The sequence below is a fragment of the Kitasatospora sp. NPDC043950 genome, from assembly GCF_056435345.1.
Map to the genome: position 1 here is coordinate 52,699 of NZ_JBWKER010000032.1, position 18,476 is coordinate 71,174.

The window sequence follows — 18,476 nt, forward strand, 5'->3', positions numbered from 1 at the left end:
CTCCGAGACCGGACGCGAGCAGCCCCCACGTCACCATGCACAAGTCCATCGGCCTGCTGGACGGGGCGACGATCGCCGCCTCCAGTACGGCGGCCACCAGCAGCATCGGCATCGGCCTGGGCCTGATGGCCGGAGTCGTCGGCCTGCACCTGCCCGCGATCATGCTGCTGGCCTTCCTGCCCGTGCTCGCCATCGCGGGCGGGTACGGGCGACTGAACGCCGTCGAGCCGGACGCCGGCAGCAGCTATCGCTGGGTGGGCCGAATACTCAACCCCTGGCTGGGCTTCCTCACCGGCTGGGTGAACACCGTCGGCACCGTGGTCTTCATGGCCTACACCACCACGGTCACCGGGTCCTCCATCATCCAGCTCCTCGACCTGGCCCACGTGCGCAGCGTCGCGGGCCTCCGCCTCGACGCCGACTCGACCGTCCAGTGCACCCTGCTCGGCCTGGTGGTCCTGGTCGGCGCGGCGCTGGTGGCGGTGCGCGGCCTGGACCTGGCCGCCCGGCTGCAGAAGGCGCTGCTGGTGTTCGAGTACGCGGTGCTGCTCGGCTTCTGCGGCTACGGGCTGTTCGCCGGCGACCAGCCGTTCTCGCTGCAGTGGTTCAACCCGTTCGACATCCCGTCCTTCGACGCGCTCGCCCAGGGCATGGTGCTGGCGGTGTTCTGCTACTGGGGCTTCGAGTCGGTGTTCAGCGTCGGCGAGGAGGTGCGCAGCCCCCGGGACGCCTCGCGGGGCGGCATGCTCGCCCTGGTGGTGATGCTGCTGCTCTTCCTGCTCGCCGGCACGGCCTTCCAACGGGTGCTGCCGATCGACGAGTTGGCCGACAACGGCGCGCACGGGCTCGCCTACTTCGGCACGACGCTCGCCCACCAGCCGCTGGCCGCCCTGCCGTTGATCGCGCTCATGTTCTCCGCGGTGGCCTCCCTGCAGTCGTCCGTGATCCCGACGGCGCGCGGAATGTACGCGATGGGGCGCGACGGCGTGCTCGGCCCGGTCTGGACCCGGCTGCACCCGAAGCACACGACGCCCGCCGTCGGCACGCTCCTGATCACCGGCATCGCGATGGCCCTCGCGCTGGCCTCGATCGCCATCCCCACCGTCAACGACCTGATCTCCGCCTCCGTCAACGCGATCGGCATCATCGTCGCGCTGTACTACGCGCTGACGGCCGTCGCGGCGGCCGTCCGGTTCCGGCACCTGCTGCGCAGCGACCCGTTGGAGGGACTGCGCGCGGTGGTCGGCCCGCTGCTGGGCGCGGCCGCGCTGCTCGCCGTCGGCGGCTATCTCGCCTGGTCGTTCTACGACTCCGCCGACCACTTCGAACTGGCCGCCGACAACGGGTGGTTCGAGCTGACCGTGACGGTGATGATGATCGTCACCGGACTGCCTGCGGCCGCCTGGGCCCGCTGGCGGCGGCGTTCGCCCTACTTCCTGCCCGACACCGACTGACAGCCCGTGGAAGCCACGAGAGAACGGAGCACCCCCATGCCCGAGGCCGATCTGGTCTTCACCCGCGGCCCGGTCCACACCGGTGACGCCGCCCGCACCCGGGCGACCAGCCTGGCCGTGACCGGCGAGCGGATCACCGCCGTCGGCCACGACGAGGTCCGGGAGCTGATCGGGCCGGGGACGGAGGTCGTGGACCTCACCGGCAAGCTGCTGCTGCCCGGATTCCAGGACGCTCACGTCCACGCGGTCTTCGGCGGCACCGAGTTGGCGGTCTGCGACCTCACCGGCACGGTCGGCGTCGCCGACTACCTGGAGCGGATCCGCGCGTACGCCGACGCCAACCCCGGCCAGGCGTGGATCACCGGCAGCGGCTGGTCGATGGAGAGCTTCGAGGGCGGGCTGCCGACCCGGCAGCTGCTGGACTCCGTCGTCCCGGACCGCCCGGTGTACCTGACCAACCGCGACCACCACGGCGCCTGGGCCAACACCCGGGCCCTGGAGCTCGCCGGCCTCACCCGGGACACCGCCGATCCGGCGGACGGCCGGATCGAGCGCGAGCCGGACGGCACCCCGGGCGGCACGCTCCAGGAGGGCGCCACCGGCCTGGTCGCCCGGCTGATCCCGCCCTCCACCGCCGCCGACCGGCTGGACGGGCTGCTGCGCGCCCAGCGGCTGCTGCACTCGCTCGGCATCACCGGCTGGCAGGACGCGCTGCTCGGCGAGTTCAACGGCCAGCCGGATCCGTCCGACGCCTACCTGGCCGCCGCGCGCTCCGGCGCGCTGACCGCCCGGGTGACCGGCGCGCTCTGGTGGGACCGCGACCGAGGGGCCGAGCAGATCCCCGAACTGGTCGGGCGGCGTGCAGGGTTGAGCCACGGGCGGTTCCGGGCCGGCTCGGTGAAGATCATGCAGGACGGCATCGCCGAGAACTTCACCGCCGCAATGACCAGCCCGTACCTGGACGGCTGCGGCTGCGCCACCGCCAACTCCGGCCTCAGCTTCGTCGACCCGGCCGCGCTGCGCGGGTACGTCACCGAGCTGGACGCGCTCGGCTTCCAGGTGCACTTCCACGCCCTCGGCGACCGGGCCGTCCGCGAGGCGCTGGACGCGGTCGAGGCGGCCCGCGCCGCCAACGGGCGACGCGACACCCGCCACCACCTCGCCCACCTCCAGGTGGTTCACCCGGATGACCTCGACCGCTTCGCCCGGCTCGGCGCGATCGCCAACATCCAGCCGCTCTGGGCCGCGCACGAGCCTCAGATGGACGAGCTGACGATCCCGTTCCTCGGCCCGGAGCGCGCCGCCTGGCAGTACCCCTTCGGCGCCCTCCAGCGCGCGGGCGCCACCCTGGCGGCCGGCAGCGACTGGCCGGTGAGCAGCCCGGACCCGCTCGCCGGCATCCACGTGGCCGTCAACCGGAGCGAGCCGGGGGCCACCGACGGCCGGGTCTTCCTCCCCGAGCAGCGCCTCGACCTGGCCTCCGCCCTCGCCGCGTACACGGCCGGAACCGCCCACGTCAACGGCCATGACGACGCCGGCACCCTCACGACGGGCCACCTCGCCGACCTCGTCGTCCTGGACCGCGACCTCTTCACCGCCCCCGCCGAGGAGATCGCCGACGCCCGCGTCCTGCGCACCTACGTCGGCGGCCGGCTCGTCCACGCGGCGGACTGAGCCGCCCGGGGGTGAGTCGGTGCCCCGGCGGTCTCAGGGCACTGCCAGGATCCCCCGCACGAAGTGATGAAACGTACCCAGGAACGCGTAGGCCCCAGGGCTGCGTCGGCACCGTGACGGTCGCCGACGCGGCCAGGAGCGATCGGCCCGGTTCCGAGGGCCGCTTCGGATCCGGCAGCGCTCAGTCCGTCGCCCGCACTCAGCCCGTCGCCCGCGCTCAGCCCGTGGCCGGGAGGCGGGCCTCGGCGGCGTCGAGGAGGAGGTCGAGGGCGTAGGGATAGCCGCTGCGGCGCATGTCGCTGGTGAGGAGGCGGGCGGTGGCGGCGATGTGCGGGTGCGTGGTGGCGTCGAGCCGGGCGTAGGAGGCCTGCCAGACCTCCAGGTCGGCGGCCTGGGCAGCGGCGGGCAGGGCGAGGGCGGCGGCGTCGAGCGCGGCGAAGCCGAGGCTCTGGTCGACGAAGGCGTGGTAGATCCGGACGGCCTCGCGGTCGGGGAAGCCCGCCCCGCGCAGGACGCCGAGGATGGCCTCGACGGCGGCGATCTCGTAGGTTCGGCCGGTGGTGCGGTGGGCGGCGAGCAGCGCGGCCTGGGGGTGGGCCTGGTAGGCGGCGTGGATTCGCAGGCCGATGGCACGCAGGTCGGCGCGCCAGTCACCAGTGGCCTGCCAACCGTGCTGGGCGCGGCCGATGAGCTCGTCGGCGACGGCGAGCAGCAGGTCGTCGGTGCTGCGGAAGTAGCGGTAGACAGCGCTCGGATCGGCGCCGAGCGCGGTACCGAGCCGCCGTACGGTGAGCGCGTCGGCGCCGTGTTGCTCGATGAGCCGCAACGCGGTGTCGACGATCAGTTCCCTCGACAGGATGACGCCTTGCTTGGTGGGCCGCCGACGCTGCCGCCGGGGCTCGGGGACTACCCGTTCGCTCATGCCTGGCAGCGTAGGTCAACAGGCTTGACTTAGGCCAGGGAAGGCCCGCATTTCCGCCCGGTCCGGCGCGAGCACGCCGACTGCGTCCTGGCCGCCGCCCTCCGGTTGCCCCGGCACCTCCGACTGAGCTGCTCCGGCCTTCTTGGAGTCCCTGATATCTGGGTTTGTTACGATCCAGGCGCAAGGAGAACCACGAGCAGTGCCAGCACCACGCAAGTACCCCGATGAACTCCGTGAACGCGCCGTGCGCGAGGTCCGCTCGACCGGCCGCCCCGTCGCCCATGTGGCTCGCGATCTCGGCATCCACAAGGAGGCCTTGCGGTCCTGGGTCCCGCCGGTGATGGCGGAGCGACGGGGGTCGCGGGCGGCCACGGGTACGTCATCGTCACCTGGTAGTCCCCGACGAGCTGAGTGTCCGAGTCCTCCCAGACTCTGATGCTCGGCTCTGTCACAACCGGACCACTGGCGGTCCGCTGTACCCGGAGCAAATGCGCGCTCCTGAGATCGGAGCCTCGGATGCCGAGTACTTCCTTGGACCAAGCCGTTGCTGATGTCCAGTGAGGCTGCGCGCTGGACTCGGTGAATCAGACCCCGACCACGGACCCGGCCCTTCGCATGCCACGGGCGAGGTAGGCGCTGTCGACGGGGGCGGGATCGGGCAGATCGCCCACTGTCGCCAGCAGGTTGGCTCGGCCGTAGGTCCGGCTCTGCGTCATGAAGGAGGAAACCTGGGCGATTTGGGTGGCTGCCAGGACCTCCGCCGGGATTGGCGCGTGCAGGGCTGGAACTGTCTCCACGGCCAGGCCCGGATAGGCGAGTTCGAACGCACGCAGGAAGACACTCATGGAAGTGTTCTGCGGGTGGGTGACGTGCACGGTGCGCAGGCCCGTCGGCCGGTGGGCCGCGACGCGCACCATGGCGTGTGCGGCGTAGTCGACTTGGAGCATGTTGAGGGAGTCCTCGGGGTTGCTCCGGATTCGGACACGCAGTGCGCCGTCGCCGCCCGGCCGTGCCTGGGCGTCGGCGCCCAGGCTCACGTCGATCAGGCGAGCGAGGATCCCCAGGGTCTGGTTCGGCAGCCCATCGGGGATCACCTGGTCCAGTACGAGAAGGCTCGGACGCATGATGGTGACCGAGCGGCCGGTGTGTGCGGCCCACCTGCGGACCAGGCGCTCACCGTTGAATTTGCTTTCCTCGTAGTAGGTCTGGAAGCCTGCCTCCTCGCTCAGGTCGTCCTCCAGGATGTGGCCACTGCTCCGCCGCCCGGCCACGTAGGCAGTGCTGGTGTGGAACAAGTGCGCCTGGGGGGCCTGGTCTGCCAGCTCCAGCAGGCCACGGGTCCCGAGGATGTTGGTCCTGAACAGCGGAGCCGGATCACCCACGAGGGCGAGCAGGCCCGCGCAGTGCCAGATCGAGGTGAGCCCGTCGGCTGCCGCAGCGATCTCGCGGCGGCCGAGCCCCAAACTGGGCTTGGTGAGGTCGCCCTCGACGTAGCGCAGGCGGCCCAGGGAGCCGGCGGGCGGTGGATCGGGTTCCGCCGCAAGAACCGCCGCCTCGACGCGTTGACGCAGTGTCAGGGTATCCGCGCGTCCCAGGATCGTGATCACTGCCCCGTTCCCCTCGTCGAGCAACCGCCGCAGGACGCGGCATCCCAGGAATCCGGTGGCACCGGTGAACAGGATGGACAAGGATGGCTCCCAGGGTTCAGAACCGCCGCTGTCGGGACGGGCTGAGCGTGTTGCGGCGACGCCACCCTACGGCCCAGTGGTCTCCGCGAGTACGATCCGCTGCCTCCGCTGCCTCCGTTTCGGCCGAGACCAGACGGGGCCGCTGCCCGAACCCGCAGTCAGGTCATGGTCGTTCGCCCACATCCTGACCTTGCGAGATCGACATGGTCTTCACTCGAACGAGCTTGCTCCGGCAACGCGGGCGCGGTGCGCACTCCGATGTGGTCGCGCGTCACACCCACGCCCCATCCGTGACTTTGTGCTGTCGATCAAATACCGTGAGTGCTTCGCCCGCATGAGGGCGACCGACTGGAGAACTCGCCACCCCAGGCATGGATGAGAAGGGCTCACATGCATCGGGACCGGGAACGCGCAGACCGGCAGGCCGTCGCCATCGTCGGGGCGGCCTGCCGCCTGCCGGGGGGCATCAACGGCCTGGACGAACTGTGGAATGCGCTGGAACAGGGCCGGGACCTGATCGGGTCGGTGCCTGAGGACCGCTTCGAGACCAGCCGCTTCGTCGACCCCTCGATGCCGCGCGTCGGCAAGAGCTACACGGCGGTCGGCGGTTTCCTCGACGATGTCGCCGGCTTCGACGCCGCCTACTTCGGCGTCTCACCCAAGGAGGCGGCACAGGTCGATCCGCAGCACCGGCTGCTGATGGAACTGGCGGCCGAGGCCCTGGACGACGCCGCCGTGGCCCCCGAGACGCTGGCCGGATCGGACACCGCCGTCTACGTCGGCATCTCCGACATGTCGTACGGCACTTTGCAGTTGTTGTCGCCGCGCACGGTCAACGCCTACACGATGTCGGGCAGTGCCAGCTCCATCGCTGCCAACCGCCTCTCCTACACTTTCGATCTGCGTGGTCCGAGCATGGCGGTGGACACCGCTTGCTCGTCCTCGCTGGTCGCCCTCGACCAGGCATGCCGGAGTCTGTGGTCGGGCACCAGCCGGGTCGCGGTGTGCGGAGGGGTGAATGTGCTGCTCTCCCCTTTCCACTACGTCGGGTTCTCACAGGCGTCCATGCTGTCGGCCCGTGGCAGGTGCGCTTCGTTCTCGGCCCAGGCCGACGGTTTTGTGCGCGCTGAGGGCGGCGTGGTGGTGCTTCTCAAGCGGCTGGACGATGCGCTGGCCGACGGGGACCGCCTGCACGGCGTCATCCTTGGCAGTGCCACCAACTGCGACGGCAGGACGATGGGTCTGGCCCTGCCCAATCCCCAGGCCCAGGAGGAGTTGCTGCGTCGGATCTACGCCGAGGCGGGCGTCGACCCCGACGAGTTGGTGTACTTCGAGGCGCACGGCACCGGCACCCCGGTCGGGGACCCGCTGGAGGCCCGGGCCATCGGCCGCGCCCTGGGGATCCGGCGCATCACCGGCGACCTCGGCATCGGCTCGGTCAAGAGCAACCTGGGACACCTGGAGCCCGCATCCGGACTGGCGGGCCTGTGCAAGGCGCTGCTGGTGCTCAAACACCGGGCTGTGCCCGCCACGCTGCACTGCGAGCAGCCGCATCCCGACGTGGACTTCGCGGGGCTAGGCCTGCGGATCGAGGTCCGCAACCGGGCGCTGCCCACCGATGGGCGTCTGGTGGTGGGGGTGAACTCCTTCGGGTTCGGCGGTGCGAACGCGCACACCGTGCTCGCCTCCGCTCCCCCCGTCCTGCCGCCCGGCGCGTCCACGGCACCGCCCGAGGGCCTGCCGGTGCTGGTCTCGGCGCGCACGGAACCGGCTCTGGCCGAGGCGGTGCGCCGGATGACGGCCCGGCTGGCCAGCGCCGCGCCACGGGAGTTCTACGACATCGCCTACACCTCGTGCAGGCGCCGCGGCAAGCACGAGCACCGCGCGGTGGTGCTCGCCCACTCCACGGGGGACGCGGAACGCGGGTTCACCGCTCTTGCCACTACTGACGAAGCATCAACATCCCTTCAGCAAAAGGCTGATGGTGTGACGCACTCGGGTGGCGCCGCAGCCGTCGGCGGGTGGGAGCGCGGGGCGGGAGCACCTGCGGCCGGCGCGAGTGCCAAGGCGGTGGAGCGTGGCCGGGTGGTGTTCGTCTTCTGCGGCAACGGGTCGCAGTGGGCCGGGATGGGTACCGACCTCCTGGCGGGCGACTCGATCTTTCGCGAGACGGTGAACCGGGTGGACGCAGCACTGGCCCCCCTTCTGGGCTGGTCGGCGGCCGAGGCATTGGCCGCGCCGCCCGAGCAGTGGTGCCTGGACCTGACCGAGCGCGCACAACCACTGCTCTTCACGCTCCAGGTCGCCTTGGCGGCTGTGTTGCGCGAGCGAGGCATCGAGCCGGCGATGGTGCTGGGGCACAGCGTCGGCGAGGTAGCCGCGGCACACTGCGCCGGGGCGCTCACCCTGGCCCAGGCCGCGCTGGTGATCGCCGAACGCAGCCGGTTGCAGGGCGCCACCCGTGGCGGCGGCAGGATGGCGGCGGTCGGGCTGTCGGCGGAGCGCGCGGCCGAGCGACTCTCCTCGTTCGGCGGCAGGCTGGAGATCGCGGGTGTCAACAGTCCGCAGGACGTCACCATCGCAGGCGACCCGCAGGCGCTGGCCGACCTCGGAAGGCAGCTGACCGGGCAGGCGGTGTTCTTCCGTGAACTCGACCTGGACTACGCCTTCCACAGCAGCTCCATGGACAGTCTGGCCGAGCCCCTGGGCGCCGCGCTGGCCGCGCTGGCGCCCTCCCCCGCCGCCGTCGCACTGCACTCCACCGTCACCGGCGCCAGGGCCGGGGGTACTGACCTGGACGCGGCGTACTGGTGGCAAAACGTGCGTCGGCCGGTCAGGTTCAGCGCGGCAGTGGAGCAGGCACTCGACGACGGGGGCGACATCCTGCTGGAGATCGGCCCCCACCCGGTGTTGCAGACCTACCTGCGGCGTATCGCCGCCACGCGCCCCCGAACCGCCGTCACGGTGCTGGGAACACTGCGCCGTGACGGGGACGGAGCCACGCAGCTCGCCACCACCCACGCAGCGCTGCTCGCCGCCGGAGCGGACATCGACTGGGGTCGGTACTTCCCCCGCCCGGGCCAGGTCACCGGCCTTCCCGCGTACCCCTGGCAGCGCGAACGCCACTGGGAGGGCACCCGGGAGTCCTGGATCAGCAGCAGCGGCGACGGCGTGCTGCGCCATCCGCTGCTGGGCGAGCGACTGCCTGCCCCGCTGCCGGTGTGGCAGGGCCCCATCGAACCGGTACTGCTGCCCTGGCTGGGCGACCACAGAGTGGCCGGATCGGTGGTGATGCCGGCCACCGGCTTCGTGGAGATGGCGCTGGCGGCCGGGCGGGCGGTCTGCGCCGGCCCGGTGGAGGTCGAGCATCTCGATCTCAGCCACGCTTTGGTGATCCCCTGGGCAGACCCGTCCAGTGTCCGCGTGCAGCTGAGCCTCTCCCCGGACGACGGGACGGTGAGCATCACGAGCACCAACCACGGCCCCGGCCGCGCGGCCGACGCAGCGCGCCCGCACGCCCGCGCGAGGGTTCGCGCCTTGCTGCGGGACTGCCCCGAATCCCTTGATCTCAACACGGTACGGGAACGCTGCCCACGGTTGACGTCGGCCGACGAACACTACACGGCGTGCGCGGCGGCGGGATTGGCCTACGGTCCCGGCTTCCAGGTACTGCGCGAACTGCGCGTGGGTGAAGGCGAAGTCCTCGCCACCTACCACCACAGCACACCGGGCGATCCCTACACCGCACATCCCGCTCTGCTGGACGGCGCGCTGCAGGCAGGCGCCCCGCTGCTGGCGGGGCTGGTGACCGACGGGCACGCATGTCTTCCGGTCTCGATCGGGGCGGTGCGTCTCTGGGGCACTCTGCCCGAAACCGGTGTCGTCCGGGTACGCGAACGCACCCGGACCACCGAGGAGGTCTGCTGGGACATCACGCTCACCGACCAGGACGGCGTCGTCACCGCCGAACTCGACGGCTGTCGGCTGCGCCGTCTGGCAGTCACCGCGCGCGCAGGCATTGCCGTCTACCACACGGTGCTGCGCGCCGCCCCGCACAGCGACCTTCCCTGCGAACCGTCCCCCCTGCCACCCCCGCGGACCGTGCAACAGGCGGCGGCCGACCGGATCGCCGAGCTGCGATCCGACTGGCGGCGGTTTGGGCATGAGAGGTTCGTCCCACTGTTCAAGGAATGCAGCGCGCGCAGCATCGGCACCACGCTGGCCGCCGTACTGCCCGAGCCGTCCGCGCCCTTCGAACTGGACGATCTCGTGGCAGCCGGAATGCAACCGCGCTTCCGTCGCCTGGTCTCCCTGCTGATCCCCCTGTTCGTCCGGCACGGGGTGCTGGTTTGCGAACCGGACGGCCGGTGGCGGTTGACGGCAGCTGAGTTCCCCGTCGATCAGCTGGTCCGACAGATCGCCACCGAGCTACCCGCGTTCGTCACCGAGACCGCGCTCGGAACCCACCGATGGGCCCACCTCGAGCAAGTGCTGCGCGGCCGCACGGATCCCGTGGAGCTGCTGGGCTCCGAGCCCGTGGCCAAAGCCTTGGAGCAACTCCACGACACCGCCCCGGTCTCCCGCTTCCACAATCGCCTCACCCAGGCACTGCTGCGCGAGATGCTGCGCGACTGGCCGGTCGACCGTCCGCTGCGGGTCTTGGAGATCGGGGCCGGTACCGGGGGCACCACGGCGGCGCTGCTTCCGCTGCTGCCCGCGCAACGGACCCGCTACTGCTTCACCGATGTCTCCCCGCTCCTCTTCCCGCGTGCCCAGAAGCGCTTCGCTGCTTACGACTTCGTCGACTACCGGGTGCTGGACCTGGATGCGGACCCGCTCGGGCAGGGCTATCCGCAGCAGGGATTCGACGTGGTGGTGGCGGTCGACTCCCTGTACATGGCCAAAGACCTGACCGCGGCACTGCACAGGGTGGCCGCCCTGCTCGCCCCGGGCGGCCAGCTGCTGATCGGCGAGTCGCACGACCCGGAGATGCTCGCCCTTTCCCTCGGTACCCCGGACAGCTTTCACACCGGTACCGACACCGAGCTGCGGCCCGACTTCCCGCTGCTGTCGCGCGAGCAGTGGCCCGCCCTGCTGGAGCGGTGCGGCTACCGCGACATCGTGCAGACCGGCCATGACCGCAAGCCCACCCGCGACCACCGGAGCGTCCTGCTCGCCGGTGCCCCTACGCCCGAGTCGGCGGCACCGCCCGCACTGCCCACCGCGCCGGCGGGAGCGGTGTTCGTCATCGCGTCCGAGACCGTGGGCCAGGACCCCTTGGTCCACGCCCTGGCCGACACGCTGACCGCTGCGGACGCAGCAACCGTGCGCGTCATCCGGGCCGAAGCCGAACCATCCGCCTGGGACCGGGCCCTGTCCGCCGCGACCGCCCCGCCCGAGACCGGCCTCAGCACTCCAGTGATCGACTCCGTCGACATCGCACTCCTCCTCGGCGGCTCGCCGCACAACGAACCCTCGTCGCAGAACGACCCTGCGGACCAGGTCGTCCAGGCAACCAGGCACACGGAGTTGCTGCGCGTGGTCACGGCCGCCTGCGCACGTCTGCCGCGCGAGGTCGGTGCCCGGCTGTGGCTGGTGACCCGCACGAGCGGCGCCGTGCCCGCCCTGGCGCGGATCACGGATCCCGTCCACGCCGCCGCGTGGGGCGTGGCGCGCTGCCTGGCCAACGAGCACCCGGACCTGGACGGACGCCGCATCTGCCTGGAGCCCGGCGCCGACCCGGTCTCCGACGCGCGACGGCTGGCCCGCGAACTACTCGGTCCCGGCACCGAGGACGAGGTCGTGCTGACCGCGGGCGGCCGGTTCGTCCCGCGCGAGCAGCACCGACCAGTGGCCGGGCCGACGCGGGAAGCGGTCCCGTTCGCGCTGAGGTCGCGCAACCCCGGCCTCTCCTACAACCTGTCCTGGGAGGAGGTCCGACGCCCGCAACCGGGGCCCGGCGAGGTCGTCATCGAGGTGCGGGCCGCCACGCTGAACTACCGCGACCTGATGCAGGTCACCGGCCTGCTTCCGGCGGCGGTCATCGAGGGAACGCCGTCCGAGAGCGGTCTCGGCCTCGAATGCGCCGGCGTCGTGACAGCCTGCGGCTCCGGAGTGACCGGCCTGCGGCCGGGTGACCGGGTCGCCGGCATGGCGGCTGCCTCGCTGTCCTCGCACACCGTGGCCCGCGCTTCGCACCTGTGGCCCATCCCGGCGGGCCTCAGCTATGACGAGGCCGCCACCACGCCCGTGGCCCTCGCGACCGTCGTCTACAGCCTGTTCCGCCTGGCCCGGATCCAACCGGGCGAAACGGTCCTGGTGCACGGGGCCGCCGGCGGAGTCGGGCTGGCGGCCGTCCAGTACGCCAGGGCACACGGCGCCACGGTGATCGCCACCGCCGGCAGCGACCTCAAACGCGCCTATCTCCACGCGCTGGGCATCGACCACGTGCTGGACTCGCGCAGCCTCGACTTCACCGACCAGGTCCTCCAGATCACCGCGCACCGGGGCGTGGACATCGTTCTCAACTCACTCGCGGGCGAGGCGATCACCCGCAGCCTGGAACTGCTGCGCCCGGGCGGCCGGTTCCTCGAACTGGGCAAACGCGACATCCACGAGAACAAACCGCTGCTGCTGCGCCCTTTCGGCAACAACATCGCCTTCTTCGGGGTGGACCTCAACGCGATCCTCGATGTTCCCCGGGAGATCGACCTGGTCGTCGCCGAGGTCGGCCGGCTGCTGCGCGAGGGGCGGTGCCACCCGCTACCACATGCCGCATTCCCCGCCGCCCGGGTCGCCGACGCCTTCCGGCTCATCCAGCACTCCCGGCACATCGGCAAGGTCGTCGTCACCTTCAGCCCCCTGGACGAACCCCCGGCGGTCGAGCGGATCACGCGCACGCCCACGCTCGACCCCCAGGCCACCTACCTGGTGTCCGGTGGGCTGGGCGGCTTCGGTGCAGCCACCGTCGGCTGGCTGGCCGGCCTCGGCGCCCGGCACCTGGCCCTGGTCGGACGCCGGGGTACGGACAGCCCGGAGGCCGGCGCCATCCTGTCCGCCCTTGCCGATCGCGGGGTCACCGCAACCGCCTTCGCCGCCGACACGACTGACCCGGAGACCATGCGGGCCGTGGTGGCCGCGATCGATGCCGACGGTCACCCGCTGCGCGGCGTGGTCCACTGCGCGATGCACCTGGACGACGACGCGCTCGTGGACCTCGACGAGCAGCGCATCGCCGCCGTGCTGAAGCCCAAGATCGGCGGGGCCGCCGTCCTGGACGCACTGACCCGGGACCGCGACTGCGACCTGTTCCTGCTCTACTCCTCCGGCAGCGCCATGGTCGGCAACCTCAGGCAGAGCACGTACGCCGCGGCCAACCTCTACCTCGAAGCCCTGGTCCGCAGACGACGACAGGAAGGACGCAGCGGGCTCGCGATCGCCTGGGGAGCCATCAGCGAGACCGGCTACGTCACCCGCAACAACCTGACCGAGGCCCTCAGCAGTCTCGGCATCGAACAGGTCCGCCCGACCGAGGCGTTCACCGCCGCAGAACGACTTCTCGACGCCCGCGCCGTCGTCGCGGGCGTGGGCCGCTACAACTGGGCCAAGGCCGGCGCGATCCTGAAGCTGGCGACCAGCCCGCGAATGACGGGGCTGGCCCCCGCCTGCGACGATCAGGACGGCGTCAGCCGTACGGAGCTCATCCGCGGACTGGCCGGCGAGCAGCCGCTGGTCTTCCTGACCAAGAACCTGACCGAGCTACTGGGCGCAGTACTTCAGATGGACCCCGAACAGTTCGACCCCCATCGTCGGCTCGACGCGTACGGCCTGGACTCGCTGATGGCGGCCGAGCTACTGATCTCGCTCCAGCAGCGCTACGGCGTGGACATCCCGCCCATGGAACTTCTGCGTGGCAACGCGACGATCGCGGACATCGCCCAGCTCGTGCAGCTGCGGCTGGGTCTTGGCCCCGCCCCGGACGGTTCGGCCGCCGACTTCACCGCTGTGACCGCGCCGGTGCCCCGAGAGGCACAGCCCAGTACCAACGCGCCCGTACTCGCAGCCCTGCCCTTCCCGCAGCAGCCGCCCGCCGCAGCTCCCAACGGCGCGGTCACCAACACCTGATGACCCGCCTGCTATCCGGGAAGCCGATCCAGTCGTACCGGGAGCCCGTCCGCGAAGCAGTGCAGGACGGAGAAGTCGAAGGCCCGTTCGCGGTCTTCCCGGATGCTCCACCGGAACGTCGTCAACAGGTGATACATGATGGTCCTCATCTGCCCCTCGGCGAGGTGAAGGCCGATGCACTTGTGCACGCCGTTGCCGTAAGGCATCAGAAGGTCGCGTTGCCGACCGGTGGTGCGGCCTGCCGGATCGAAACGGTCAGGGGCGAAACGGTCGGGGTCCGGCCAGATCTCGGGCAGCCGCTGGGTGAGCATGATCTGCGCCGCCACGAACGTGCCGGCTGGAATGCGGTGCCCGAGGATCTCGGTGTCCCGCGTCGCTGCCCGCGGGATGATGAAGACCGGTGGCAGCAGACGGAGTGTCTCCTTGAGCACCCGGTCGAGGTCCTTGAGCCGGTCCGTCGGCGCGAGGCCGAGTTCCGGGGTCCCGGCCGACAGGCACTCGGCGCGGACCCGGTCCTGCCACTCGGGGTGCCTGGCCAGGAAGTAGCAGGCGGAGGCAAGCGTGTTGGCCGTCGTGCCGTAGGAGGCGATCAAGAAAGCGACGAGGAAGTTGGCGAGGCTCCGGCCGCCGTGGGCGGCTTCGGGCAGCGTGGCGAGGCGGGCGAGCAGATCGCCGCTGGTGCCCTGCTTGGCCGTGATCATCTCCCCGAAGTACGTCTCCAGTGTCGCCCGCTGTTTGGCGGCACGGGCCCACAGACTCCCCGGCAGAGGGATGCGCAGGGGTGACACAGCGGCCTTGCTGATGGCCTTGAACCCTTCGTTGAGTTCTTCCAGCCTCCCGATCTCGCACGTGCTGGTGAACTCCTGGAGCGAGAGGCCCACCATGAGCCGTTCCAGGGCGGACTGCAGTCGGAACCCGTCGCCGGTCTGCCAGGTGTCGGTCTGAGCTCTGGTGAATGCGGCCGAGTTCTCCACGTGGCCGCGCACGCTGTCGCGGCTGAAGGCGCTCTGAATGATCCGCCGCCAGTACAGGTGTTCAGCCGCGTCCATCGAGGACAGTGCGTCCGGGAGCAGCGAGCCGACCACCGGGTTCCAGCCAGGGCCGCTGGCGAACACCCGGTCGTGGTTGGCCAGTACCGGCGCCACGGCTTCGGGACCGGCCAGGAAGACGGCCCGGTTGCCGACGATGGTGGCACGGGACACCGGCCCATAGCGCCGGTAACGCTTCATCCCCCAGCCGACCGGGTCGCTTCTGAAGGCGAGGGACTGCCCGAGGAACGGGAAGCCGGAGTTCCCCGGGATGCCCCGCCATGAACCCGCGCGCCCGTGGCGGCCGGGTACGGGCCGGAGGGCTGTGTCCGGCGTCGGACTGGACACAGGACAGCGAAGCGGACTCATCACTCAGATCACTCGCCCCTGGAACGGCACCGCGCGGTCGGGCTCGCGTCGGGCGGCATACCAGCCGACCGCGCGTAGCATGACCTTGTGCTGGGTGTGCGGCCAGTGCCGTGCGTTCGCGTTCCAGGCCAGTTCGACCAGCTGTTCGGCTTCGTTCTCGCAGGCCGCTACCGCCCCGCAGTCCCGCAGGGCGCGGCTGGCCGCTTCGATCGACCGGGAGTCTGTGGCGCCGCCACGGACTCCCGCCCACAGCGCGCGCAGGGCGCTCGGCGGCATCAGGCCCACGGCGTGGGCAAGCGGCATGGTGACCTTCCCCTGATGGAGGTCGTCGCAGGCTCGTTTGGCTGCGCGGCCGTGGGCCCGGTCGGCTGCCGTGGTGACGCCGTACAGGTCGGCCACGTCGTCGCTGATCTGGTAGGCGAGCCCCATCGCTTCGAAGTAGTCGCCGGTGGCGCGGATCTGGTCCCGGTCGGCTCCGGCCAGCAGGGCCGCGATCTCGCACGTGCCTCGGGCGGGGATGCCGGACTTGAGGCGATGAGTGGTGCGCAGGCGTTCGAGCAGGAGGGTCGGGTCACCGGAGTCGACCGCGTGGTCCATCGCCGCGGTATGCCCGGCGATGTCCAGCGCCTGCCCGGCGTGGCCGGCTCGAAGCCCCCGCAGATAGACCTCGTAGATCCGCAGACGCAGCTCGGGGTCGTCCGCAACAGTGTCGCGCAGCACCCGGTCGAAGGCGAAGTAGGCGGCGGTACCGGCGTTGATCGCGAGAGCCTGGCCGTACACCGTGTGGGCTGCGGGCCGCCCCCGTCGCAGTGGCGAGCTGTCCTGGACGTCGTCGATGATCAGGGAGCCGATGTGCAACAGCTCGATGGCGGCGAGCAACGGCCGGTAGCGGTCGGCGCCGGTGCCGAACATCTCCAGGACGGCGGCGGCGCTGTACGGCCGCCAGGTCTTCCCTCCGACGTCGGAGAGGTGACGCACCGGCGCCGAGAGGGCCGCCGCCAGATCCCGTCGACAGCTGTCGTCCAGGGATTCGCCGCCGCGCAGGCCCGCCATGGAGTGCACGGACGCGCGGTCGCAGGCATCGGGGTACAGGGCCCGGATCTCCTCCCGGACCACCCGGCCGATGCTGCTCATGTGACGCTCCAGGTTGACCAGGCCGCCGTCCGGCTCGGTCACCGCGAAGGCGTCCCCGCCGACCGGCCGGTGACCCAGTGAGCCGTGCACTGTCGCATGACCGCGCCAGCCCACGCCCGTGAGCAGCGACCGCGACTCCTGCTCGGGTACACGCGCCTGCACCGTCAGGTCCAGCGCCAGATCCGGAACCCTCAACCGCCACCGGACGGGGTAGACGTTGAGGGTCGCCAACGATGTCCAGGTCTCCTCCGTGCTGACCGTGCAGGTGTGTACACCGAGCCGCCCGTCCGGCGCGGTCGCGCGCAGGAACCGCTGATGGGGCCCCGGCCCGTCCGCGACCGAGCAGCTGTCCAGGTCCAGGTGCCAGCCGTTGTCCAGGTAGAGGGACAGCTCGTTCCCCGCCGTGTCAGCAGCCGCCCCTGGCCCGAGGGATTCATCACTGGGCTCCTCGTACCAGGCGGTGCCGGTGGCGGTGGTCGGGCTACCGTCGCGCCCGGTGAACGTCGCGACCACGCCCGAACCGCGCCACCTCTGCCCGTCGAAACAGGGGAGGAACTCCAGAAGCACGTCGAGCCCTTGTGCTTCGTCCGCGAGTCGGAGACGCCAGGATCCCTCCGCCGGGGATTCGAACGCGCCGACGGGGCCGAAGTCGAGCTTCCCGTCCGGTGCCGTGGTGACCGGATGGCTGAACAGCCGGTCCGGCAGGGTCGGCACACCCGTCGCCAGTGCGTCGTCGAACGCGGCCCGCACCCGCCGGTCCACCGAGGTGTCGTGAGCGAGCGCCGTCCGGCAGGCCCGCAGGGCAGGGCCGTCCAGCCACGAACTGCGGGCGAAGGCACGGCCGGTGATGTCGGTCGTGCCGCACGAAAGCGTGGTGCGGACGGGTCCGGGCACCTGCGGTTCGCCGCTGCGGACGAACGTGACCTCGAAGGCGTACTGGTCCCCCTGCGGTGTCCGTACCAGGGCACGCACGCGCCACCGGTCCGCCCACCGTGGCGCCGGCTCCGCGTCCGCCCGCCTGTTCCCGCCGGTGGCGGTCGTGGTAACGGGAACCTCCACAAGCCTGCCCATGTTCAGCTCGACTCCGCACACGTATCAAGGTTCTGCCACGCCGCACCCTAGGTCGCCCTGGGCTTCCCGGGGACAGGTTCGGCAAGCGGGCCCGCAGACATCACCCCGATGGCCGACCTCCCCCGGGTGACAGCCACCGCGACGACCACCCACAGGACTTGGGTCGACCCGCCCGAGCGCCGAATCAAAACAGAAAGTAATGGAATGGATACTCTCTGAGAGCGGTGGGCCAGCGGGCCTGCCGAGCCTCGGAAGGAAGAGCCATGGTTTTCGAGAAGCGGCCGGCCCCGGAGGGCCCGAAAGCCGAGCCCCCCGTCGGCGGCCAGCGCTCACGCCTGCTCAGGATCGGGTCCGTCGCCCTCCTGCTGACGGTCGGGGTCGGCGCTGCCTGGCAGGCCCGGGCCCAGTCGCATACGCCTGCGCACCGGGTGCTGATCGGAGCGGAGGACGAGACCTGCAAGGCGACTTACACCCTCCATTTCTCGCCGGGCATCACCCCTACCCCCACCACCCAGACGGTCACCGGCGCGGGCACCTTCCAGAACTGCGCCTCGCCCGACGGGTCCGCCGGAACCGCCCACCCCGTGTCCTTCACCGTCGGAACCGGCACCAGCGTCCTGGGTTGCAGCGGCACGTTCCCGCTGACCCGCACCAACAAAGTCACCTGGAGCGACGGGACGACCAGCACGGTGGACGTGCACGACACAGTCGCCATCGACTCCACCAAACCGATGGGCACCCAGATCACCGACGACTCCGACGGGACCCAGGTCACCGCCGGCAGGGACGTGGGCGACTCGGTCTCCCTCTCGCAGACGGTGCAGTCCCTCACCGGAGCCTGCACCAATGCCTCACCGGTCACCGCCATGACCGGCGTGATCGGCGGCGAGGCCCACGCCTTGCTCTGAGCACGAAGGCGCCGCGGGGGGGGGGGGGGGGGGGGGGGGGGGGGGAGGGGGAGGGGGGGAGGGGGGGGGGGCGTCCGGCGCGTGGAAAAAAAAGAGGACCACCA

The 18,476-nt window shown here is 71.2% G+C and carries 9 protein-coding genes; 5 read left to right on the forward strand and 4 right to left on the reverse strand.

Annotated elements, in window-relative coordinates:
* The first annotated feature begins 35 nt into the window (after window positions 1–35).
* Together AC07BF_RS22065 and AC07BF_RS22070 are read left to right on the forward strand one after the other, a co-directional pair.
* Window positions 36–1,454: an APC family permease gene (locus AC07BF_RS22065; RefSeq protein ID WP_363581308.1), complete on the forward strand. Its 1,419-nt coding sequence runs from the start codon at window positions 36–38 to the stop codon at window positions 1,452–1,454.
* Between the two features lie 36 nt (window positions 1,455–1,490).
* Window positions 1,491–3,128: an amidohydrolase gene (locus AC07BF_RS22070; RefSeq protein WP_478333797.1), complete on the forward strand. Its 1,638-nt coding sequence runs from the start codon at window positions 1,491–1,493 to the stop codon at window positions 3,126–3,128.
* Between the two features lie 217 nt (window positions 3,129–3,345).
* Here AC07BF_RS22070 and AC07BF_RS22075 read toward each other — a convergent pair whose 3' ends face one another.
* Window positions 3,346–4,050: a TetR/AcrR family transcriptional regulator gene (locus AC07BF_RS22075; protein ID WP_380560896.1), complete on the reverse strand. Its 705-nt coding sequence runs from the start codon at window positions 4,048–4,050 to the stop codon at window positions 3,346–3,348.
* A 199-nt stretch (window positions 4,051–4,249) separates the two neighbouring features.
* Between AC07BF_RS22075 and AC07BF_RS22080 the strand changes: the two genes are divergently transcribed.
* The gene (locus tag AC07BF_RS22080; protein ID WP_400989143.1) at window positions 4,250–4,486 is read left to right on the forward strand and encodes a transposase; all 237 of its coding nucleotides are present in this window, start codon (window positions 4,250–4,252) and stop codon (window positions 4,484–4,486) included.
* Between the two features lie 148 nt (window positions 4,487–4,634).
* Here AC07BF_RS22080 and AC07BF_RS22085 read toward each other — a convergent pair whose 3' ends face one another.
* Window positions 4,635–5,738: an SDR family oxidoreductase gene (locus tag AC07BF_RS22085; RefSeq protein WP_400989145.1), complete on the reverse strand. Its 1,104-nt coding sequence runs from the start codon at window positions 5,736–5,738 to the stop codon at window positions 4,635–4,637.
* A 390-nt stretch (window positions 5,739–6,128) separates the two neighbouring features.
* On the opposite strand from AC07BF_RS22085, the gene AC07BF_RS22090 reads away from it, so the two are divergent.
* On the forward strand, window positions 6,129–13,862 hold the full coding sequence (locus AC07BF_RS22090; RefSeq protein WP_478333798.1) for an SDR family NAD(P)-dependent oxidoreductase: 7,734 nt from the start codon (window positions 6,129–6,131) through the stop codon (window positions 13,860–13,862).
* An 11-nt stretch (window positions 13,863–13,873) separates the two neighbouring features.
* Here the strand turns inward: AC07BF_RS22090 and AC07BF_RS22095 are convergent, their stop codons facing one another.
* The gene (locus AC07BF_RS22095; RefSeq protein WP_478333799.1) at window positions 13,874–15,091 is read right to left on the reverse strand and encodes a cytochrome P450; all 1,218 of its coding nucleotides are present in this window, start codon (window positions 15,089–15,091) and stop codon (window positions 13,874–13,876) included.
* A 171-nt stretch (window positions 15,092–15,262) separates the two neighbouring features.
* Window positions 15,263–17,365, reverse strand: a complete 2,103-nt coding sequence (locus AC07BF_RS22100) for a polyprenyl synthetase family protein (protein WP_363630823.1) — start codon at window positions 17,363–17,365, stop codon at window positions 15,263–15,265.
* Window positions 17,366–17,727: 362 nt separating this feature from the next.
* Between AC07BF_RS22100 and AC07BF_RS22105 the strand changes: the two genes are divergently transcribed.
* A complete protein-coding gene (locus AC07BF_RS22105) occupies window positions 17,728–18,372 on the forward strand; it encodes a hypothetical protein (protein ID WP_363581161.1) in 645 nt (214 codons plus the stop codon).
* Window positions 18,373–18,476 lie beyond the last annotated feature (104 nt).